Genomic DNA, 16,868 nt, shown 5'->3' with positions numbered 1-16,868 from the left:
TTAAATTTTGTATTATATTTTTATTATCAGAAGATAAATATACTTTATCGATAGATAACGGAATGTTTTCTATTTAGAGGGGGCGGTAAAGAAAATTTATTTTACTAAATATTGTAATTAGGTGGTTATGATGAAAATATTCAAGCATTGTATAGTATGTTTTGTTGCAGTAGCGATTTTCTTTTCACAGATTTTAAGAGCCAATGCTGATTCTTTAAATGGCAGATTTCAAAATGCTGGTTTTATTTCTGTAATGACACAGGAAAATAGAATTATTAAAGCTGTTGATATGATTATTAGCCAGTTTGGAGGACAAGGGGCTGAGAAAAATGTCCAAAAAGTTGCGGGTTTAATGGGGTTGGAGACAGCGATTTTTGGTCTCATCGCATATCTTGTATATTTCTTTACTAGAAAGCCACCGAGTCCTAACAGAGAGACAGGTGGAAGAACATTCGATGCTTTTGCTCATAGTTCATGGGCTTTGAATTAAAAGATATTATCCTTGATAAACTTTGAATTATGCTGTTATTGAATGTTTTATATTAAATAAACCGTGATATTTAATCACGGTTTATTTATTTTTTTTAATCTTAATGACCTTGATAAGTTTATCCTTTTATATCATTAAGATATTGTTTTGTGGATGCCTGTATATGGTGCATTAAATTCAGCTAATCAGTTGCTTTTTAAATTTACTTAAATTTTTTTCTCTTCAAAATGCGCATTTGAGCTAAGTTTGTGGTTGATATTTTTTTATGATGAAAACGCGAATGCATTAATTGAGATATCCATAAACTTTGTATATCAACTCGAAAAATACAAGGTCACACAATCTTACGACTATTTGTGGGTTTTATGTTGATGAACTGAATAAGTATAGCGATGCGTCTTACAAATATTTGCAAAAATGCTTTTATTGGAATCTTTTAATCTCTTTGTGGTTTACAATTCATTTTATCATTTTATCTTAAGCAAAGAGAATGTGGATTCATTTCTATTTCTCTATTTTATCTGAGAAGGGTGGAGTTATACGAATGTCAAAAAAAGTCATGATCGTGGAAGATAATGAGCTTAATATGAAGTTATTTCGCGATCTTGTAGAAGCGAGTGGTTATGAAACCGTTGAAACGCGTAATGGTCTTATGGCATTAGATTTGGCGCGTTCATCAATGCCATCTCTTATTCTTGTGGATATCCAGTTGCCAGAGGTCTCTGGAATAGATGTTATTAAACAATTAAAAGAAGATGAAAAACTTCGATCAATCCCCGTTGTTGCTGTAACAGCTTTTGCTATGAAAGGCGATGAGGAGCGAATTCGTGCCAGTGGATGTGAAGAATATATGTCAAAGCCTATTTCTGTCCCTCATTTTATCACAATGGTAAAGCATTTCTTGGACTAAAGCTTGTTAAGTGATAATAGAAAAAACATTGAAAAGCTTATAAGATTGCTAAAGTCGTCGCGTAAATGTTTTTATGCTTCAGCACGTGGATATATTCAAGTTAGTAAAACAGATTTTAAAAATTGAAACTGAAGTTTTGAATTTTTTCGGTCTATTTTTCTTGCCTTTTATCTTAAGAGAAGAGGTTGTTTTGCATTCTTGTTTTTTCTAATCGGTATAGATTTGTTCCTACATTCATCTAAAAGTCTGTTTTAGCAGTTTAAAAAAGCCCCGTTTTTGTCCGAGGCTTTATGCATTGTACAAAAAATGAAATTAACGCTTTGAGAATTGGAAAGAACGACGTGCTTTTGCTTTACCGTATTTCTTACGTTCAACAACACGGCTATCACGGGTAAGAAAACCACCTTTTTTTAAGATTGAGCGAAGTTCTGGTTCGTAATAGGTTAAAGCTTTGGAAATGCCATGGCGCACTGCACCGGCTTGTCCGGAAAGCCCCCCACCAGCAACGGTTGCAATAATATCAAACTGGGTATCCCTGTTTGTTGCAACAATTGGTTGACGAAGAATCATTCTAAGAACAGGACGAGCAAAATATTTGTCAAATTCCTTATTGTTGATCGTGATTTTTCCAGAACCTGGTTTAATCCATACGCGTGCAACAGCGTCTTTACGCTTTCCTGTTGCATAAGCACGTCCTTGTGAATCAAGCTTTTGCACGTGGACAGGAACAACATTTTCATGTGTTTCTGTAATACTTGTTACTATGCTAAGCTCAGAAAGAGAATTAATTTCAGCCATAATCAAGCAATCCTTTTGTTTTTGCGGTTTAAAGCACCAACGTCAAGAGATTCAGGCTGTTGTGCTTCATGTGGATGTTGGCTTCCAGCGTAAACACGTAGATTCTTCAATTGACGGCGACCAAGGGGACCCCGAGGAATCATGCGCTCTACCGCTTTTTCAATAACGCGTTCGGGAAAACGCCCCTCAAGAAGTTGACGTGCTGTACGTTGTTTGATTCCACCAATATAGCCGGTATGCCAATAATATTTTTTATCCGTATATTTTTTGCCAGTGAGAGCTATTTTATCTGCATTAATGACAATAACGTTGTCACCATCATCAACATGTGGAGTAAATGTAGCTTTATGTTTGCCACGTAAGCGGTTAGCAACAAATGTGGCAAGACGACCTAAAACAAGGTTTTCTGCGTCAATAATAACCCATTTTTTCACCACTTCAGTTGGCTTTTGTGAAAAAGTTGCCATAGAAGTATCCTTTATTAGAACCCTTTTAATATAAGGGAATTTTTACTGTTTTGCGTTGAAAATTGTTACCATAGCGAAATATTTAACGCATACCACTTGTTCTGATATAATGTCTTTTGATTGACGTCAAGAGAAAATAAAAAATTTATAAAACAACATGTTATGAGAAAGGTATTATAATACTACATTAAAGAAGTTTGTGGACCATTTAAATTTAAAATGAATGTTGCAAAAGACTATTTTATCTTTAACGCATGATTGTATTTTATCGTTCTTCATTATAAAATAAGTAATAATGCAGTGGTCTCGTTATTTTCTTAATGTTGAATCTTCTGCTTGTGGTCAAGCTTGGTTAGATGCCCTTGATGTTCAAGGGATAAATAATGCGCGCGCTATTTCTCAAAAATTTGGTTTTCCAGATCAGTTAGCTCGAGTACTTTCAGCAAGAGATGTGGATGAAGCTGAGGCTGTTGCTTTTATTAATCCAACATTGCGTACACTTATGCCGGATCCAGAAAGTTTTAGGGATATGCAATGCGCTGCAGAGCGTATTGTTAAGGCTCTTCTCAATCAAGAACAGGTTGCTGTTTTTGGTGATTATGATGTTGATGGTGCTTGTTCTTCAGCACTCATAGCGCGTTTTTTTCGTTATTTTGGTATTGAAGTCAAAATTTATATTCCTGATCGTATTGTTGAAGGCTATGGTCCGAATGAACAAGCAATGAGGATGCTTGTGCAAGAAGGTGCTCGGTTAATTATCACTGTTGATTGTGGCGCAAATAGTCCAGATGCGGTAAAAGCAGCGAGGCTTGCTGGTGCTGATGTTGTGATTTTAGATCATCATCAAATGTCAGAGATTCATCAAGAAGCCGTTGCTCTTGTCAATCCTAATCGCCCTGATGATTTTTCTAAACAGGGGCATTTATGTGCAGCGGGCGTTGTTTTTGTTACGTTAGCTTGGGTTCATCATTTGCTGCGGAAAAAACAATTCCAAGGGCAGCTGCCTGATCTTTTAAGTATGCTTGATCTTGTTGCATTGGCAACCATATGTGATGTCGTTCCATTACAGGGGGTTAACCGTGCTTTTGTGATAAAAGGGCTTCAAGTTGCTCGTTCTATGCATAATCCAGGAATAACAGCTTTAACAAAGGTTTCACGAATAGGGGAGCCGCTTAATAGTTTTCATTTAGGTTTTTTATTAGGTCCTAGAATTAATGCAGGAGGGCGCATTGGTGATCAAGCTTTGGGAGCACGTTTGCTTAGCTGTGAGAATAAAGATGAAGCGGACAGAATAGCAGAACAATTAGATCAGCTTAATCAAGAACGCCAAGAAATGGAGAACATTCAATTAGCACAAGCGGAATCTTACATTGCATCTCTTTATCAAGATCAAGAAATACCCTTGTCACTTGTAATTTCTCATAAAGAATGGCATCCGGGAATTATTGGTATTCTTGCTTCCCGTCTCAAAGAGCGTTTTTTTTGTCCTGTTTTTGCTATTGCTTTGAAAGAAGATGGAAATGGCGTAGGGTCGGGACGCTCAATTAATGGTATAGATTTAGGAGCACTCGTTCGTGAAGCTGTTACATTAAATTTATTAGAAAAAGGAGGGGGACATAGTATGGCCGCAGGAATTATAATTCAATCAACAAAAATTGAAATCTTTCGAAAATGGCTAGAAGAAAAAGTTTCTTTAATGGTTTCACAGTTGCGTGCAAAAAAATCTCTTAGTATAGATGGTTCTCTTTCTGCTTCTGGTGTTAATGAAGCACTGTTTGAATTGCTTGAAAAAGCAGGGCCATTTGGAGCAGGGAATGCAACACCTGTTTTTGTTCTTCCCTCTCATAGACTGGTGAATCTATCTGAAGTTGGTAAAGGACATCTTCGCCTCGTTGTATCTAATGTTGAAGGAAAAAAATTGCAAGGAATAGCTTTTCGTGCTGTAGGGACATCGCTAGGTGATTTTCTTTTTGAAAATATTGGTGAAATGATTCATTTAGCTGGTCATCTTAGTTTGAATTATTGGAATGGAACGATCAATCCGCAACTGCGCGTGATTGACGCAGCTGCAGTGGTTTGAAAGGGATGTTTTTTACATTAGATGTCTAGATTAGAAGCAAAAGTAGAGTTTTCTTGTATGAAACGAAATCGTGCTTCTGGTTTTGTTCCCATGAGACTTTCTACAGTCTTTTTCGTTTCTTGCATTTCCACGGCATCAATAGAAACACGAAGCAATGTACGTTTTTGAGGATGCATAGTCGTTTCTTTAAGTTGTTCTGCGCGCATTTCACCCAGCCCTTTAAAACGCCCGATTTCGATTTTAGCTTTTCCAGTAAATTCAGTTTTGAGCAATTCATCCTTATGAATGTCGTCACGAGCATAAGCAACTTTTCCTCCTTGCGATATTCTATAAAGGGGAGGGACGGCAAGATATAAATGTCCCTGATGAATAAGGTCAGGCATTTCTTGAAAGAAGAAGGTAATGAGCAGTGACGCAATATGAGCACCATCAACATCAGCATCTGTCATGATGATAATACGTTCATATCTGAGATCTTTTTCACGATACTTGGAGCGTGTTCCACATCCAAGAGCAAGGATAAGATCGCTAATTGTTTGGCTTGAGTTCATTTTTTCATGTGCAGCATTGGCGACATTTAAGATTTTACCACGAAGAGGTAAAATTGCTTGGTTTGCTCTATTTCTTGCTTGTTTAGCAGATCCTCCTGCAGAATCCCCTTCAACAATGAATAGTTCAGCACCCAAAGCATGGTTCTGGCTACAATCTGCAAGTTTACCGGGCAGACGTAATTTACGGACAGCAGTTTTTCGACTTATTTCTCTATCTTGGCGTCGTTTAACACGTTCTTCAGCACGTTCAATAACCCAATCGAGAAGTTTTGTTGCTTCTTGTGGGGAATTTGCTAACCAATGATCAAAAGGATCGCGGATTGCATTCTCAACGATACGCTGTGCTTCAATGGTTGCTAATCGATCTTTTGTTTGTCCAACAAATTCAGGGTTACTGATAAAGACTGAAAGTATTGCGGCTGTTGAAATCATAATATCGTCAGACGTAATAATCGTTGCGCGCTTGTTTCCTATTAACTCAGCGTAGGATTTCAATCCACGCAAAAGAGCTTGACGTAATCCTATTTCATGTGTTCCGCCTTCTCCTGTAGGAATCGTATTGCAGTAAGATTGCACACAAGAATCACCACCATGCCAAGCGATAGCCCACTCAACGGAGCCATGGCCATTATTGTGTTGTGTTTTGCCAGAAAAAATTTCTGACGTTACTCGATATTCATCTTTTAGTGACGAAAGTAAATAGTCTTTAAGCCCATCGGGAAAATGAAAAACAGCTTTTTCAGGAATATTTTTTGCGCCTTCAAGTATGACGGGATCACAAGACCAGCGAATTTTTACGCCACCAAAAAGATAGGCTTTGGAGCATGTCATCTTATAGATTTTTTCTGGATCAAAAGCTGCTTTTTCACCAAAAATTTCATGATCAGGATGAAAACGAACGCGCGTACCACGACGATTATAAACATCTCCCAGATCTTCCAATCCAGATTGAGGAATACCACGTGAGAAACGTTGGCGGTAAAGTTTTCGTTCTCGTGCAACTTCAACTTCCATATCATCAGAAAGAGCATTGACGACAGAAATTCCTACTCCATGAAGTCCACCTGCAGTTTGATAAGCCTTTCCATCAAATTTTCCCCCTGAGTGGAGTTGTGTCATAATAACTTCAAGAGTCGATTTCTCAGGCATTTGAGGATGATTTTCAACAGGAATACCGCGTCCATTATCTGTAACGGTTATATAACCGTTCCTATCTAATGAGACCTCAATAGAATCTGCATAACCCGCAACAGCTTCATCCATCGCGTTATCAATAATTTCGGAAAATAAATGATGAAGCGCTTTACTGTCTGTTCCACCAATATACATTCCAGGGCGTAAACGTACAGGCTCTAAACCCTCAAGAACTCGAATAGAGAGGGCATTATAGTCATCTTCTTGCGTATCTTTTGCACTTTTTCTTGAAATCATCGCGTTTGATTTCATTGGAGACTGCAGAGTGTTTTCTTTTGTATTTACCCGAGATTGGGCTTTATTTAAAACACTAAAAAGATCCTTTTTGTTATCGCTCATAGCGTTTAACTATCCACCTCATAAAATCAAATATTATTAAAATAATTTTATGCCTGTTTTTTATTTAAAAATCAATGCACTTAGGAAACATCGATTGTTGGGCCAAAAATTTGTTCAAAAGCGTGTTTGAGAGCAATATCAACATCATGTATTGCTACATGGCAACCGAGATTAAGAAAGCTTGTTACACCGTGGTTTGTAATTCCACAAGGAACAATTCCTGAATAATGGGCTAAGTTAGGATTAACATTGATAGAAACTCCATGAAAACTTATCCATTTGCGCACTCGAATGCCAATAGCTGCAATTTTATCTTCGGAAGAAAGATCATTTTGTTTTGATGGGCAATGAGACTGTTTAACCCAGACACCAACGCGATCTTCTCTGCGTTCGCCTTTAATATTAAAGTTGGCAAGCATCTGTATGATCCATTCTTCTAATGCACTAATGAAAGCACGAATGTCTTGTTTTCGGCGTTTAAGATCAAGCATGATATAAGCAATACGCTGTCCTGGACCGTGATATGTAAATTCACCTCCACGTCCTGCTTCATAAACAGGGAATAAATTAGGCGCTAAAAGATCTTTTTTATTTGCACTCGTTCCCGCTGTATAAAGGGAAGGGTGTTCAAGAAGCCAAACTTGTTCATGCGCGGTTTTTGCAAGAATTTTTTCTACACGTTCTTGCATATAACGCAGAGCTTCAGGATACTCAACTAGATGATCACTTATCTTCCATTCAACGGGTGGATTTCCTAGAATTGCATTAAAATGATGTGATAAGTGATTACGATCCGTATGTTTCAATTCAAATGTCATTGGTAATATTTATCTTGATGTTTGAGTTTATTTTGTAATCAATAAAAGTGATTACAGAGTAAGGTATAGAATTGTTGAATAAAAGAGAATACGTTCATAAATTTTATCTTAAGAAGATTTGCTACGCTTAAAAATCCACGTTCCTTTTACCATCTTCCTGTTGCACCACCACCACCTGATGATCCACCACCACCCCTAAATCCCCCTCCACCTCGAGGACCACCGAACCTTCCACCAGGATATCTGCCACCGGCACTTAAGTTAAGAAACCAAGGTGTGAAGATGATCCCCAGCCAGAGATACTTTTGTGGACCCACTTTTTTACCAAAAATCATTGCAAGAATGGGCAAACCAACGACTATAAAGAGAATGAGAAACATGATTGTATTTATAATTATTTCTTCTTTTTCAGCTTGTTTACGTTGTTCTTCAACGATTTTAGCTTTTTCTTTGATGCGAAAAGTAAAATCAGAATCACTTTCTGTAATAACTTTGATAATTGCATCAACTGCTTCAGCAATTCCTTTTTGATAATTTCCTTCACGAAAATTAGGAATCATGAAGCTATTAATAATGACAGAGGAAAGAGCATCTGTTAGCTCTCCTTCCAAACCATATCCTACTTCGATACGTGCTGTGCGTTCATTCGGTGCAATGACCAGTAATACACCATTATTGATCTTCTTTTGGCCTAATCCCCATGTACGAAAAAGAGAATTGCTGTATGTTTCTATATCATTGCCAGAAAGAGTAGGGAGTGTCACAAGAACAATTTGATCTCCCGTTTTCTCTTCGAGTGCTGCCAGTTTTTTTGTCAAGTCTTCCTTGGTTGCATTATCGAGCAAATGAGCCACATCATTAACATAACCTGTTAAATGAGGAAATTTTATTTGCGAACAAGCGATACTTCCCAATGCAGCAACTAAATACAGAGAGCAGATAAAAGCCCATAATTTTGGAAATACAATACGTTGCAAAGAGTATCGAAATGATTTCATTAATTAAAATTAACCTTTGGTGTTTGTTGGCTATCAGTATCGATGGTAAAAGTTGGCATAGGTTTAGCATCACGAAACCATAATTTTGCCCAAATCATCGTCGGCATTGTTTTGAGTGCAGTATTGTAGGCACGTACTGTTTCAATATAATCGCGGCGCGCAACGGAAATACGGTTTTCTGTTCCTTCTAATTGTGATTGAAGAGCAAGAAAGTTTTGGTTTGCTTTAAGATCCGGATAGTTTTCAACAACAGCCATAAGCCGCGAAAGTGCACTTGATAAATTTGCTTGATTTTTGAGATATTGCTGCATAACTTCTGGATTATTCAACATATCTGCATTAATGTTGACTTGCGTTGCTTTGGCGCGTGCTTCAATTACATTTGTGAAAACGCTTTGTTCATGAGCTGCGTAAGCTTTAACTGTTTCTACAAGATTGGGAATGAGATCTGTACGACGTTGATATTGATTGAGCACTTCACTCCATGCTGCATGTGCTTTTTCTTCATTTGTTGGTATCGTATTAAATCCGCACCCACTTAAAAATGGCACTAACCATGCCAAAAAAATCACGATTGGAAATTTTTTTAATATTTTAAACATTGAAGAAGTTTGTACATTTAACATAAAGATGTCTCCACAGATATTTTATGTATTATATAGGGTTTATTTTCTTGGTGGAAAGTATTTTGAACTTTATAAACAGGCGTATTTATCAATAAATTGACATCTCTATGCGTTTTAGGTACGCTTAAGTGACTTGTTGATATTAAAATAATAATAGTAATATAGATGTCATCTTATAAAAGATCAATAATATTTATATCAATTATTATTACAGAAAATTATATTATTTTCGTAGGAGTTTGGATTTCGCAACGTGCAGATAACAATTGGAAAAGAGAAAAATGTAAGTATCAATCTTATGGAAAGATAGAAGGTCAGGGCAGTTCTTATTTTCCTCCTTTAGAAGTTTTAATACATTGGATAAAAAAGGCTTTTTTATTATGTATGGTAGTAATTGAGAAGGAGGGTGAAAGTCCTATGATAGAAAGTGTTCAGCGGCAAAGTGAAAAGTTTGATGGATTGGCTAATGATTATGATCGTTATCGTCCTCGCTATCCCCTTACTTTATTTAAAACCATGCTTCATCCTTTTAAGAACAAAAAGCATTTGTCCATTGTGGATGTGGGTGCTGGGACAGGCATCGCATTAGAGGGAATTGTTAAATTTTTAGGAAATGAGCACCAATATCATGCTATCGATGTATCGGCAGATATGATTAAGCAGGGGCGAAAAAAAATTCCTACGGTGCAGTGGTATCAGGGCCGTGCCGAAGACCTATTGCCTCAAATTGGCGAGGTTGATCTTGTCATTGCAGCGCAAGCGTTTCAGTGGATGGATCGTTCTAAGTTGCTTTGTTCTGTTTCAGATCAACTTCGGGTCAATGGTGTCATGGCGGTTATTCAAAATAATCGCGATTTCCAGCATAGCGAATTTCTAGAGGCTTATGAGACATTGTTAGAGAAAATGAGTCCGAACTATTCTCGGTATTATCGTAATTTTGATTTTTTACAGGAAATGAGTGATGGCTTTGGGGTAGATCCAGAAAAGATTTTTTTTCATACGCACAATTGGACGATGATGATCCCATCTGAAGCTTTTATTGGAATGAGCCGCTCTTCAACGCAAGCGCAACGCGCTATTGCTTTCTATGGGGAAGAATATTTGCGGCAATTGGTCGCATTGATAAAGAAATATGAAGTGCAAGGCAATTTGGAGCTTTTGTATCGAAGTGAGCTCTATATGTATGCAGGATAATCCGATATCGATGATTGCTTTTGCTCTTTTAGCACATCAGAGTGGGCGGTATTCAGGAAATTAACGCATTATTAAGGCAGACTTTGAGGGGGAAAGTTTTTTTCTTCAGCATTCACATTGACATCTTATTACCGCTGATTTTCATTGTTCATTTAATATGAGAGAGTTTAAATAGAAAATTTATGCACTGCATTATAGCATCGAAGCGCTTTCTTTACTGCAGTTTAACAACAGATTATTTTATAAAATGGAAAGAGGTAGATTGAATAGAAATGTTTGATAATTCTTTGTTTTTATGATTGCTTTTTATTATTAAATGAGAGTGTTTTTAATAAATTTTGACAAAAATAACTGAAAAAGTACAAAAAATTATCATAATCAGAAATTTGTAGTAAAAAAGGTAATGGCTTGGAAGAACCTTTAAAAAACAACTCATTTTGAATTTATCTCTAAATTCAGATTGAATATAACAAAAAGTAAAATATAAATATGCTATATGAAGCATTTCTCTTTTTAGAAGATATAATATAAAAACAATATATTAATTAATTTTTTTTTGATATAAGAAAACTTCTTTTATTTTCTATTTTAAATAACGGGTTAGTCCGAGTCTTATGTGGTTTTATTGAAGATGTGTTTTTCAAGGTTTAATCTGGCGCTTTAAATACAATTTTAGAAGTGGCAAATAAGCTCAATTTTTTCTCTGTTGTGATGTGTTGAATAAGTTTTTTAATTTTCTATAGAGTTTAATTTTTGCAATCATGATAGATTGTGGCAGCTATCTATTTAAGGTTTTTATAAGTTTAGTAGGAATAGCTTGATGATAAATCCATTGAGTTCTCCATCTTTACGCTTCATAAAAGAATAAGCCTGCACCATCACACACTTTGTCATTTTCCAATGTTGCGACAGCCCTTGACATGGTTTATAAGAGGAGTTTTTAGTCCTTTTTTGTACAGTTTTATCCATACGACAATCTCGCTTATGACGTGCAAGCGAATGGTTTTGATTGATTCAACATACACAGATTTGGAATGAAAGAATCTTAAGATATTCCGCTCTCTCATTTAATATTAATAATGCTAGATCATGATTATAAATTAATGTGTTGTCTATTTTTGAAATCCATGACCTTGGTTGAGCTTGTCAATATTTCATTTTCATTTATCGTAAACTATTCTACTTTTGAATAATGACTCCACTGTAAGGAATGTCTTTAAGAAAGCATTCTCGTTTTAAAGAGTCGTTATAGTTTTTTTGTTTTATAGAAGGATCAATAATGCTAAACATTATACTTTGATAAAAAAAGAAAGTAAATTATGACTATTATACTGAAACCGAGCGAAGTGACGCTTAGTGAACTTGCAGCTATTTATTTTAATGGTGAAGTGAGTAAACTTCATAATGACACGCATTTAGCTATCAAGAAAGGGGCTCAGCGCATTGCTGAAATTGCTGCTGGAAGTGAGCCTGTGTACGGTATTAATACTGGTTTTGGGAAGTTGGCTTCCATTAAAATTGATGCGGACGATGTCGCTGTTTTACAGAGAAACCTTATTTTGTCCCATTGTTGTGGGGTAGGAGAGCCTTTAGCTGAAAATATTGTGCGTTTGATAATGAGCTTAAAGCTTATCTCTTTAGGAAGAGGGGCTTCAGGAGTTCGTCTAGAATTAGTAAATTTGCTGGAAAATATGCTTGCAAAGGGCGTCATTCCTGTCATCCCTGAAAAAGGGTCTGTTGGTGCTTCAGGTGATCTAGCTCCACTTGCTCACATGGCGGCTGTTATGATGGGAGAAGGGGAAGCATTTTTTCAAAATATTCGTATGAGTGGGGCGGTTGCATTAGAGAAAGCGGGATTGTCCCCTATTATTTTAGAGGCAAAGGAAGGTCTAGCTCTTATTAATGGGACTCAAACATCAACAGCCCTTGCACTTGCTGGTCTTTTTCGAGGTTATCGGGCATTGTGTGGTGGATTGTTGGCAGGGGCTTTGACGACAGATGCTATCATGGGATCAACGGCGCCATTTCATCCTGATATCCATATTTTACGAGGACATTATGGGCAGATTGCTGTATCGAAAACATTAGAAAAGCTTGTAGAGGATTCAGAAATTCGTGCAGCACATTTACGGGGGGATGAGCGTGTACAAGATCCTTATTGTATACGTTGCCAGCCACAGGTCATGGGGGCATGTTTTGATATTTTGCTGGCAGCAGCAAAAACACTGATTATTGAAGCAAATGCTGTTACAGATAATCCATTGATTTTAAGGAATGGTGAAGTTGTATCAGGTGGGAATTTTCATGCTGAACCTGTAGCGTTTGCTGCTGATCAGATTGCTCTTGCTTTATGTGAAATAGGATCTATTTCTCAACGGCGTATTGCTCTTATGGTTGATCCAGCAGTTTCTTATGGACTTCCAGCCTTTTTAGCACATAATGCGGGTCTTAATTCAGGTTTTATGATTGCTGAAGTAACAGCGGCAGCTTTAATGTCTGAAAATAAGCAAATGGCCCATCCTGCTTCCGTTGATTCAACCCCAACTTCTGCCAATCAAGAAGATCATGTTTCAATGGCTTGCCATGGAGCGCGTCGGTTATTGGTAATGAGCGAAAATCTTTTTACACTTATTGGCATTGAAACGCTTGTTGCAGCACAAGGAATTGAATATCGTGCACCTTTAAAAACAAGTACTTTTTTGCAATCTGTTATGGAATGTCTACGAAAAAATGTTGCTTCTCTTAAGGAAGATCGCTATCTGGCTCCAGATCTTCATCAAGCACATATACTTGTGCGTGAAGGGCACTTATTATCTGTTTTACCAGAAACAATTTTTCCTTCATTAAGTTTTCAATAGTATTTGTTTTAAGGTCAATGCTGAAGGGGGGATATTGAATTTTGAAACTTCCTCATATGAAAATATAGAGGAGCAATACTATATTTGAATTATTTAATAAATTATATATTTATTACTGTATATATCTGATTTTTGTAGTTAACTAGATATTTTGTTATTTTATAGAAACTATAAAATTAAAGCACCTATATTTTCTGATTTATATCAGAAATTTTAATATAAGTTAAATAATATATACGAATTATATATTCGTGATATTGTATTTTTATAAATATAAATTATGATATATGTATTGTATCAAGTAAAAATAAAATTTTTATTTTATATTCTTCTTATTTTTAATACTTTATGAATTTTATAGTTCATTTTTGATATTTAAAATAAAAAAGGAGAAAAGAATGTTTAAAAGTGCTAAATTATGTGTTTCAATAACAGTTCTTTTTTTCTCTCAAATTTTTGAGATTCATGCAAATTTTAGGAGAGCTAGCTTTCCAGAGGAAGTTTTCATTATGATAGTGGCTCAAGAGAAAGAGCCTCTTATTTCAGCGAAAAACAAAGATTTTATTGCTATCTCAGGGCAAATTCCCAGAGGTAATGAGAACGCTATCATTGGACCAATAATCAAAGATGCTCTTTTTATCGTATATTTTTTTTTCATTGGAAAGCTTGTCGTTAAGGCAGCTGGAGTCCTTAAAAGATGGGTTGTAGATAAATTTTCTCATGCTTTTGAAAACTTGCGAGATTCGTATTATCATTGATTGAGCTATTCAATTGGCATAAAAAGTTTGTTTTATGGGCTCAAAGAAAGTTTGCTTAAAGTAACAAAAAATTAATTGTATGCATAGTTAATGTGTTTGTTATGAATTTTTAGGCTTCTATTTCAGTGCACCGAAATAGAAGCCTAAAGTTTAGATTACATTAAGGTTAATTTTCTCTGTAAAAAAACTAGAGAATACGAAATGAATTAAATGACAATTATGAAAAAATTCATTATCACTTTATTTGAATAAAATAATACGAAATTGCAGGCTATAAAAGCTGAATAATTCGTAATAAAAGTATTTTTTCATTGTTTAGAGCAAAGTGTTGGACTGGCTGGTCTTCGATGTTTTTTGAAATATATTTGTGAAAGAAACATGAGGCTTTATTTCTCATAGAGCTGTTATCGTGGTGTGGATTGTCAGCATTTCAAAAAGTAAGGAAAGAAATGGCAATAAATGAACTGAAAAGAGGGATGAGTAAACGCCAAGTTATTTTTTTAGCTCTTGGTTCTGCTATTGGAACAGGTCTTTTTTATGGGTCTGCACAGGCAATTAAGCTTGCGGGTCCCAGTGTTTTGATTGCCTATTGTATTGCTGGTTTAGCTATTTTTATGGTTATGCGGGCTCTAGGAGAGATGATACTTCATAATCCATTGCCTGGTTCTTTTGCTCGTTATGCGGCAAATTACATATCACCATTAGCAGGTTTTTTAACGGGATGGACATATGTATTTGAGATGATTCTTGTTGGTTTGGCTGATATTACAGCTTTTGCGACTTATATGGGGTTTTGGTATCCTGATGTTGCTCCTTGGGTATGGGCACTGAGTATTACATTAATCATCACAGGTATTAATTTAGCTGCTGTAGAAGTCTATGGTGAACTAGAGTTTTGGCTATCTTCTATTAAAGTTATCGCTATCATTGCGATGATTATTTTAGGAATAGCAATTATTTTTTGGGGGTGGGGTGAAGGTACAGATTTTTCTACCGTTACTGTTCATAATTTATGGAAAAATGGTGGACTTTTTCCCAATGGTTGGTTTGGTTTTTTAGCTTGCTTTAGTGTTGTTGTTTTTGCTTTTGGTGGCATAGAAATCATTGGCATGGCAGTCATGGAAGTTCAAAACCCTCATCAAACGATTTCAAAGGCAATTAATTCTACTCCAGTTCGTATTTTGCTTTTTTACGTCATGACGTTAGCTATTTTAATGTCTCTTTATCCTTGGAATGAGATTGGTCTCATGGATAGCCCTTTTGTATCCATTTTTGAAAATCTTGGGATTTCATATGCAGCAAATATTTTAAATATTGTTGTTGTTACAGCGGCTATTTCAGCAATGAATAGTGGAATGTATGGTGCTTGTCGTATGATCCATGGTTTATCGCAGGAAGGTTATGCTTTAAAAAAGTTTCAATATTTATCAAAAAACGGTATACCAGTTTTTGTTATTTTGATGATCTTTGGTATTTTTCTTCTTGGTGCTGTCCTTAATTATTTTTATCATGAAAAGCTTTTTTTTCTTATTGCTGCAATGGCAACATTTGCGACAGTTTTTGTTTGGATGATGATTCTACTTTCACAATTTTTTATGCGAATTAAGATGCCTAAAGAAGCTCAGAATGGTTTAAAATTTCCCATTCCATTTTGGCCAATAGGATCGATTTTTTCTATTTTATTTATGGTTTTTATTTTTATTCTCCTATGGTACTTTGATGAGACACGACCAGTTTTAATTATAGGTGTTAGTTGGATTGCTTGGCTTGTTATTTGTTTCTATGCACTTAAACTTTATAATTTTAAGCAACGGTAACAAATAATAATTAAATCAAAAAGTTATATTTGTAGTAAGGGATTAGGTGCTTATTGATTCTATTATGTTTTTTTATCTCTATCCCTAACTTTTTTGGAGCTTTTGTATCGATTCAAGAGCGAGTTTTTTACGGTCTGCGCTCTTTGTGTAAAGAGATGCCATAGCATCATTTGTCCAGCAAAAAATTGCTTTAAGTTGTGATACTGTTGCACCAGAATTAGCGGCCACGTTTTGCTGCTAATTTTCTCAATCCATGCGCTGATTTTTTGATACCTGCTTGGGTACAAGCATTATAAAATGTAATTCCGAAGCTTTTTTTGGGTATTTTTTTCCCGCGTTTACCACAAATGAATGTTTCTTCTCCAATAGGACCAACTTCAAGCGTTTTGGCTAATTCCGGTAAAATAGGTAGAAAGACATCTGTTTTAAATTGGCTCTTTTCTGTTTTGATGTGAATGATATTATCTTTGACGTCTTTCCAGCCAATTCGTACCGCATCATCACGACGCAAGCCCGTATATAAAAGAACATCAATCCAGACACGTTCATGGGTACCATGTGACCAGCGTTGGTAATATTTTTCAACATCTTCTTCTGTCCAAACGGGAAAGCCCTCTTTATTTTTAAGAGGAGGTCTTGTGATACCTAAAGTAGGGTTGCTTTCCAAAAGTCCTTGTTCAATTGCCCATTTAAAAAGCCCATTTAGGGATTGTAGAAAGTCTCTAGCCATTGCTAGTGTTTCTTTGCGCCGTTCAACACCGGCTATGATATGTTTCTTTTCAATTGCTTGGTATGGAATGTTTCCTATGCTATCACATACCTTCATAAGGATGAGTTCTTTTTGTTTTTGGGTGACTTTAGAAAGGCTATGCCAATTGGAGCTGTTAAAGTATTGTTTAAGGAGCCATGCGAATGAACCTTCGACTAGCTTACCAGTTTTTGATTTAGGAAGTATAAGCCCTTGTAACTC

Annotated in this window: 13 protein-coding genes and 1 pseudogene; 7 read left to right on the top strand and 7 right to left on the bottom strand. The window is 36.0% G+C overall.

The features are described 5' to 3' along the window. The first annotated feature begins 130 nt into the window (after nt 1-130). Nucleotides 131-490 carry a hypothetical protein gene (locus ACFINZ_RS07090; protein WP_375701279.1) on the top strand — a complete coding sequence of 120 codons (360 nt, stop codon included), beginning with the start codon at nt 131-133 and terminating at the stop codon, nt 488-490. Between the two features lie 544 nt (nt 491-1,034). Beyond that, on the top strand, nt 1,035-1,400 hold the full coding sequence (locus tag ACFINZ_RS07085) for a response regulator (RefSeq protein WP_345096953.1): 366 nt from the start codon (nt 1,035-1,037) through the stop codon (nt 1,398-1,400). Between the two features lie 312 nt (nt 1,401-1,712). Here ACFINZ_RS07085 and rpsI read toward each other — a convergent pair whose 3' ends face one another. Both rpsI and rplM read right to left on the bottom strand, forming a co-directional pair. After that, the gene (gene rpsI, locus ACFINZ_RS07080) at nt 1,713-2,198 is read right to left on the bottom strand and encodes a 30S ribosomal protein S9 (RefSeq protein WP_015856545.1); all 486 of its coding nucleotides are present in this window, start codon (nt 2,196-2,198) and stop codon (nt 1,713-1,715) included. A gap of 2 nt (nt 2,199-2,200) precedes the next feature. After that, nucleotides 2,201-2,665 carry a 50S ribosomal protein L13 gene (gene rplM / locus ACFINZ_RS07075; RefSeq protein ID WP_015856544.1) on the bottom strand — a complete coding sequence of 155 codons (465 nt, stop codon included), beginning with the start codon at nt 2,663-2,665 and terminating at the stop codon, nt 2,201-2,203. A 295-nt stretch (nt 2,666-2,960) separates the two neighbouring features. Between rplM and recJ the strand changes: the two genes are divergently transcribed. Next, complete coding sequence (gene recJ / locus ACFINZ_RS07070; protein ID WP_375684005.1) at nt 2,961-4,745, top strand: single-stranded-DNA-specific exonuclease RecJ; 1,785 nt, start codon at nt 2,961-2,963, stop codon at nt 4,743-4,745. A gap of 17 nt (nt 4,746-4,762) precedes the next feature. Here the strand turns inward: recJ and parE are convergent, their stop codons facing one another. The 4 genes from parE to ACFINZ_RS07050 all read right to left on the bottom strand — a co-directional run bounded on the left by parE (nt 4,763) and on the right by ACFINZ_RS07050 (nt 9,271). Beyond that, on the bottom strand, nt 4,763-6,829 hold the full coding sequence (gene parE / locus ACFINZ_RS07065; protein ID WP_375633783.1) for a DNA topoisomerase IV subunit B: 2,067 nt from the start codon (nt 6,827-6,829) through the stop codon (nt 4,763-4,765). Between the two features lie 80 nt (nt 6,830-6,909). After that, nucleotides 6,910-7,647, bottom strand: a complete 738-nt coding sequence (gene lipB, locus ACFINZ_RS07060; RefSeq protein ID WP_375633782.1) for a lipoyl(octanoyl) transferase LipB — start codon at nt 7,645-7,647, stop codon at nt 6,910-6,912. A 146-nt stretch (nt 7,648-7,793) separates the two neighbouring features. Then, entirely contained in the window at nt 7,794-8,645 is an 852-nt protein-coding gene (locus tag ACFINZ_RS07055; RefSeq protein ID WP_375633781.1) for a TPM domain-containing protein, read from the bottom strand. Continuing rightward, nucleotides 8,645-9,271: a LemA family protein gene (locus tag ACFINZ_RS07050; protein WP_375633780.1), complete on the bottom strand. Its 627-nt coding sequence runs from the start codon at nt 9,269-9,271 to the stop codon at nt 8,645-8,647. The genes ACFINZ_RS07055 and ACFINZ_RS07050 overlap by 1 nt, the downstream gene beginning before the upstream one ends. Nucleotides 9,272-9,688: 417 nt before the next feature. Between ACFINZ_RS07050 and ACFINZ_RS07045 the strand changes: the two genes are divergently transcribed. The 4 genes from ACFINZ_RS07045 to ACFINZ_RS07030 all read left to right on the top strand — a co-directional run bounded on the left by ACFINZ_RS07045 (nt 9,689) and on the right by ACFINZ_RS07030 (nt 15,898). Further along, a complete protein-coding gene (locus ACFINZ_RS07045) occupies nt 9,689-10,465 on the top strand; it encodes a class I SAM-dependent methyltransferase (RefSeq protein WP_375633779.1) in 777 nt (258 codons plus the stop codon). A gap of 1,319 nt (nt 10,466-11,784) precedes the next feature. After that, nucleotides 11,785-13,323 (top strand): histidine ammonia-lyase, encoded by a 1,539-nt coding sequence (gene hutH / locus ACFINZ_RS07040; RefSeq protein WP_375633778.1) that lies wholly within the window; start codon nt 11,785-11,787, stop codon nt 13,321-13,323. Between the two features lie 398 nt (nt 13,324-13,721). Beyond that, complete coding sequence (locus tag ACFINZ_RS07035; protein WP_375701274.1) at nt 13,722-14,081, top strand: hypothetical protein; 360 nt, start codon at nt 13,722-13,724, stop codon at nt 14,079-14,081. Between the two features lie 449 nt (nt 14,082-14,530). Continuing rightward, nucleotides 14,531-15,898, top strand: a complete 1,368-nt coding sequence (locus ACFINZ_RS07030) for an amino acid permease (protein WP_375634743.1) — start codon at nt 14,531-14,533, stop codon at nt 15,896-15,898. 84 nt (nt 15,899-15,982) lie between these two features. Here the strand turns inward: ACFINZ_RS07030 and ACFINZ_RS07025 are convergent. Then, nucleotides 15,983-16,868 (bottom strand): annotated as a pseudogene (locus ACFINZ_RS07025) (tyrosine-type recombinase/integrase); the annotation flags it as partial.

Source organism: Bartonella sp. AA81SXKL, assembly GCF_042196945.1.
Lineage (GTDB): Bacteria > Pseudomonadota > Alphaproteobacteria > Rhizobiales > Rhizobiaceae > Bartonella.
This window is presented reverse-complemented; position numbering and strand designations above follow the sequence as displayed.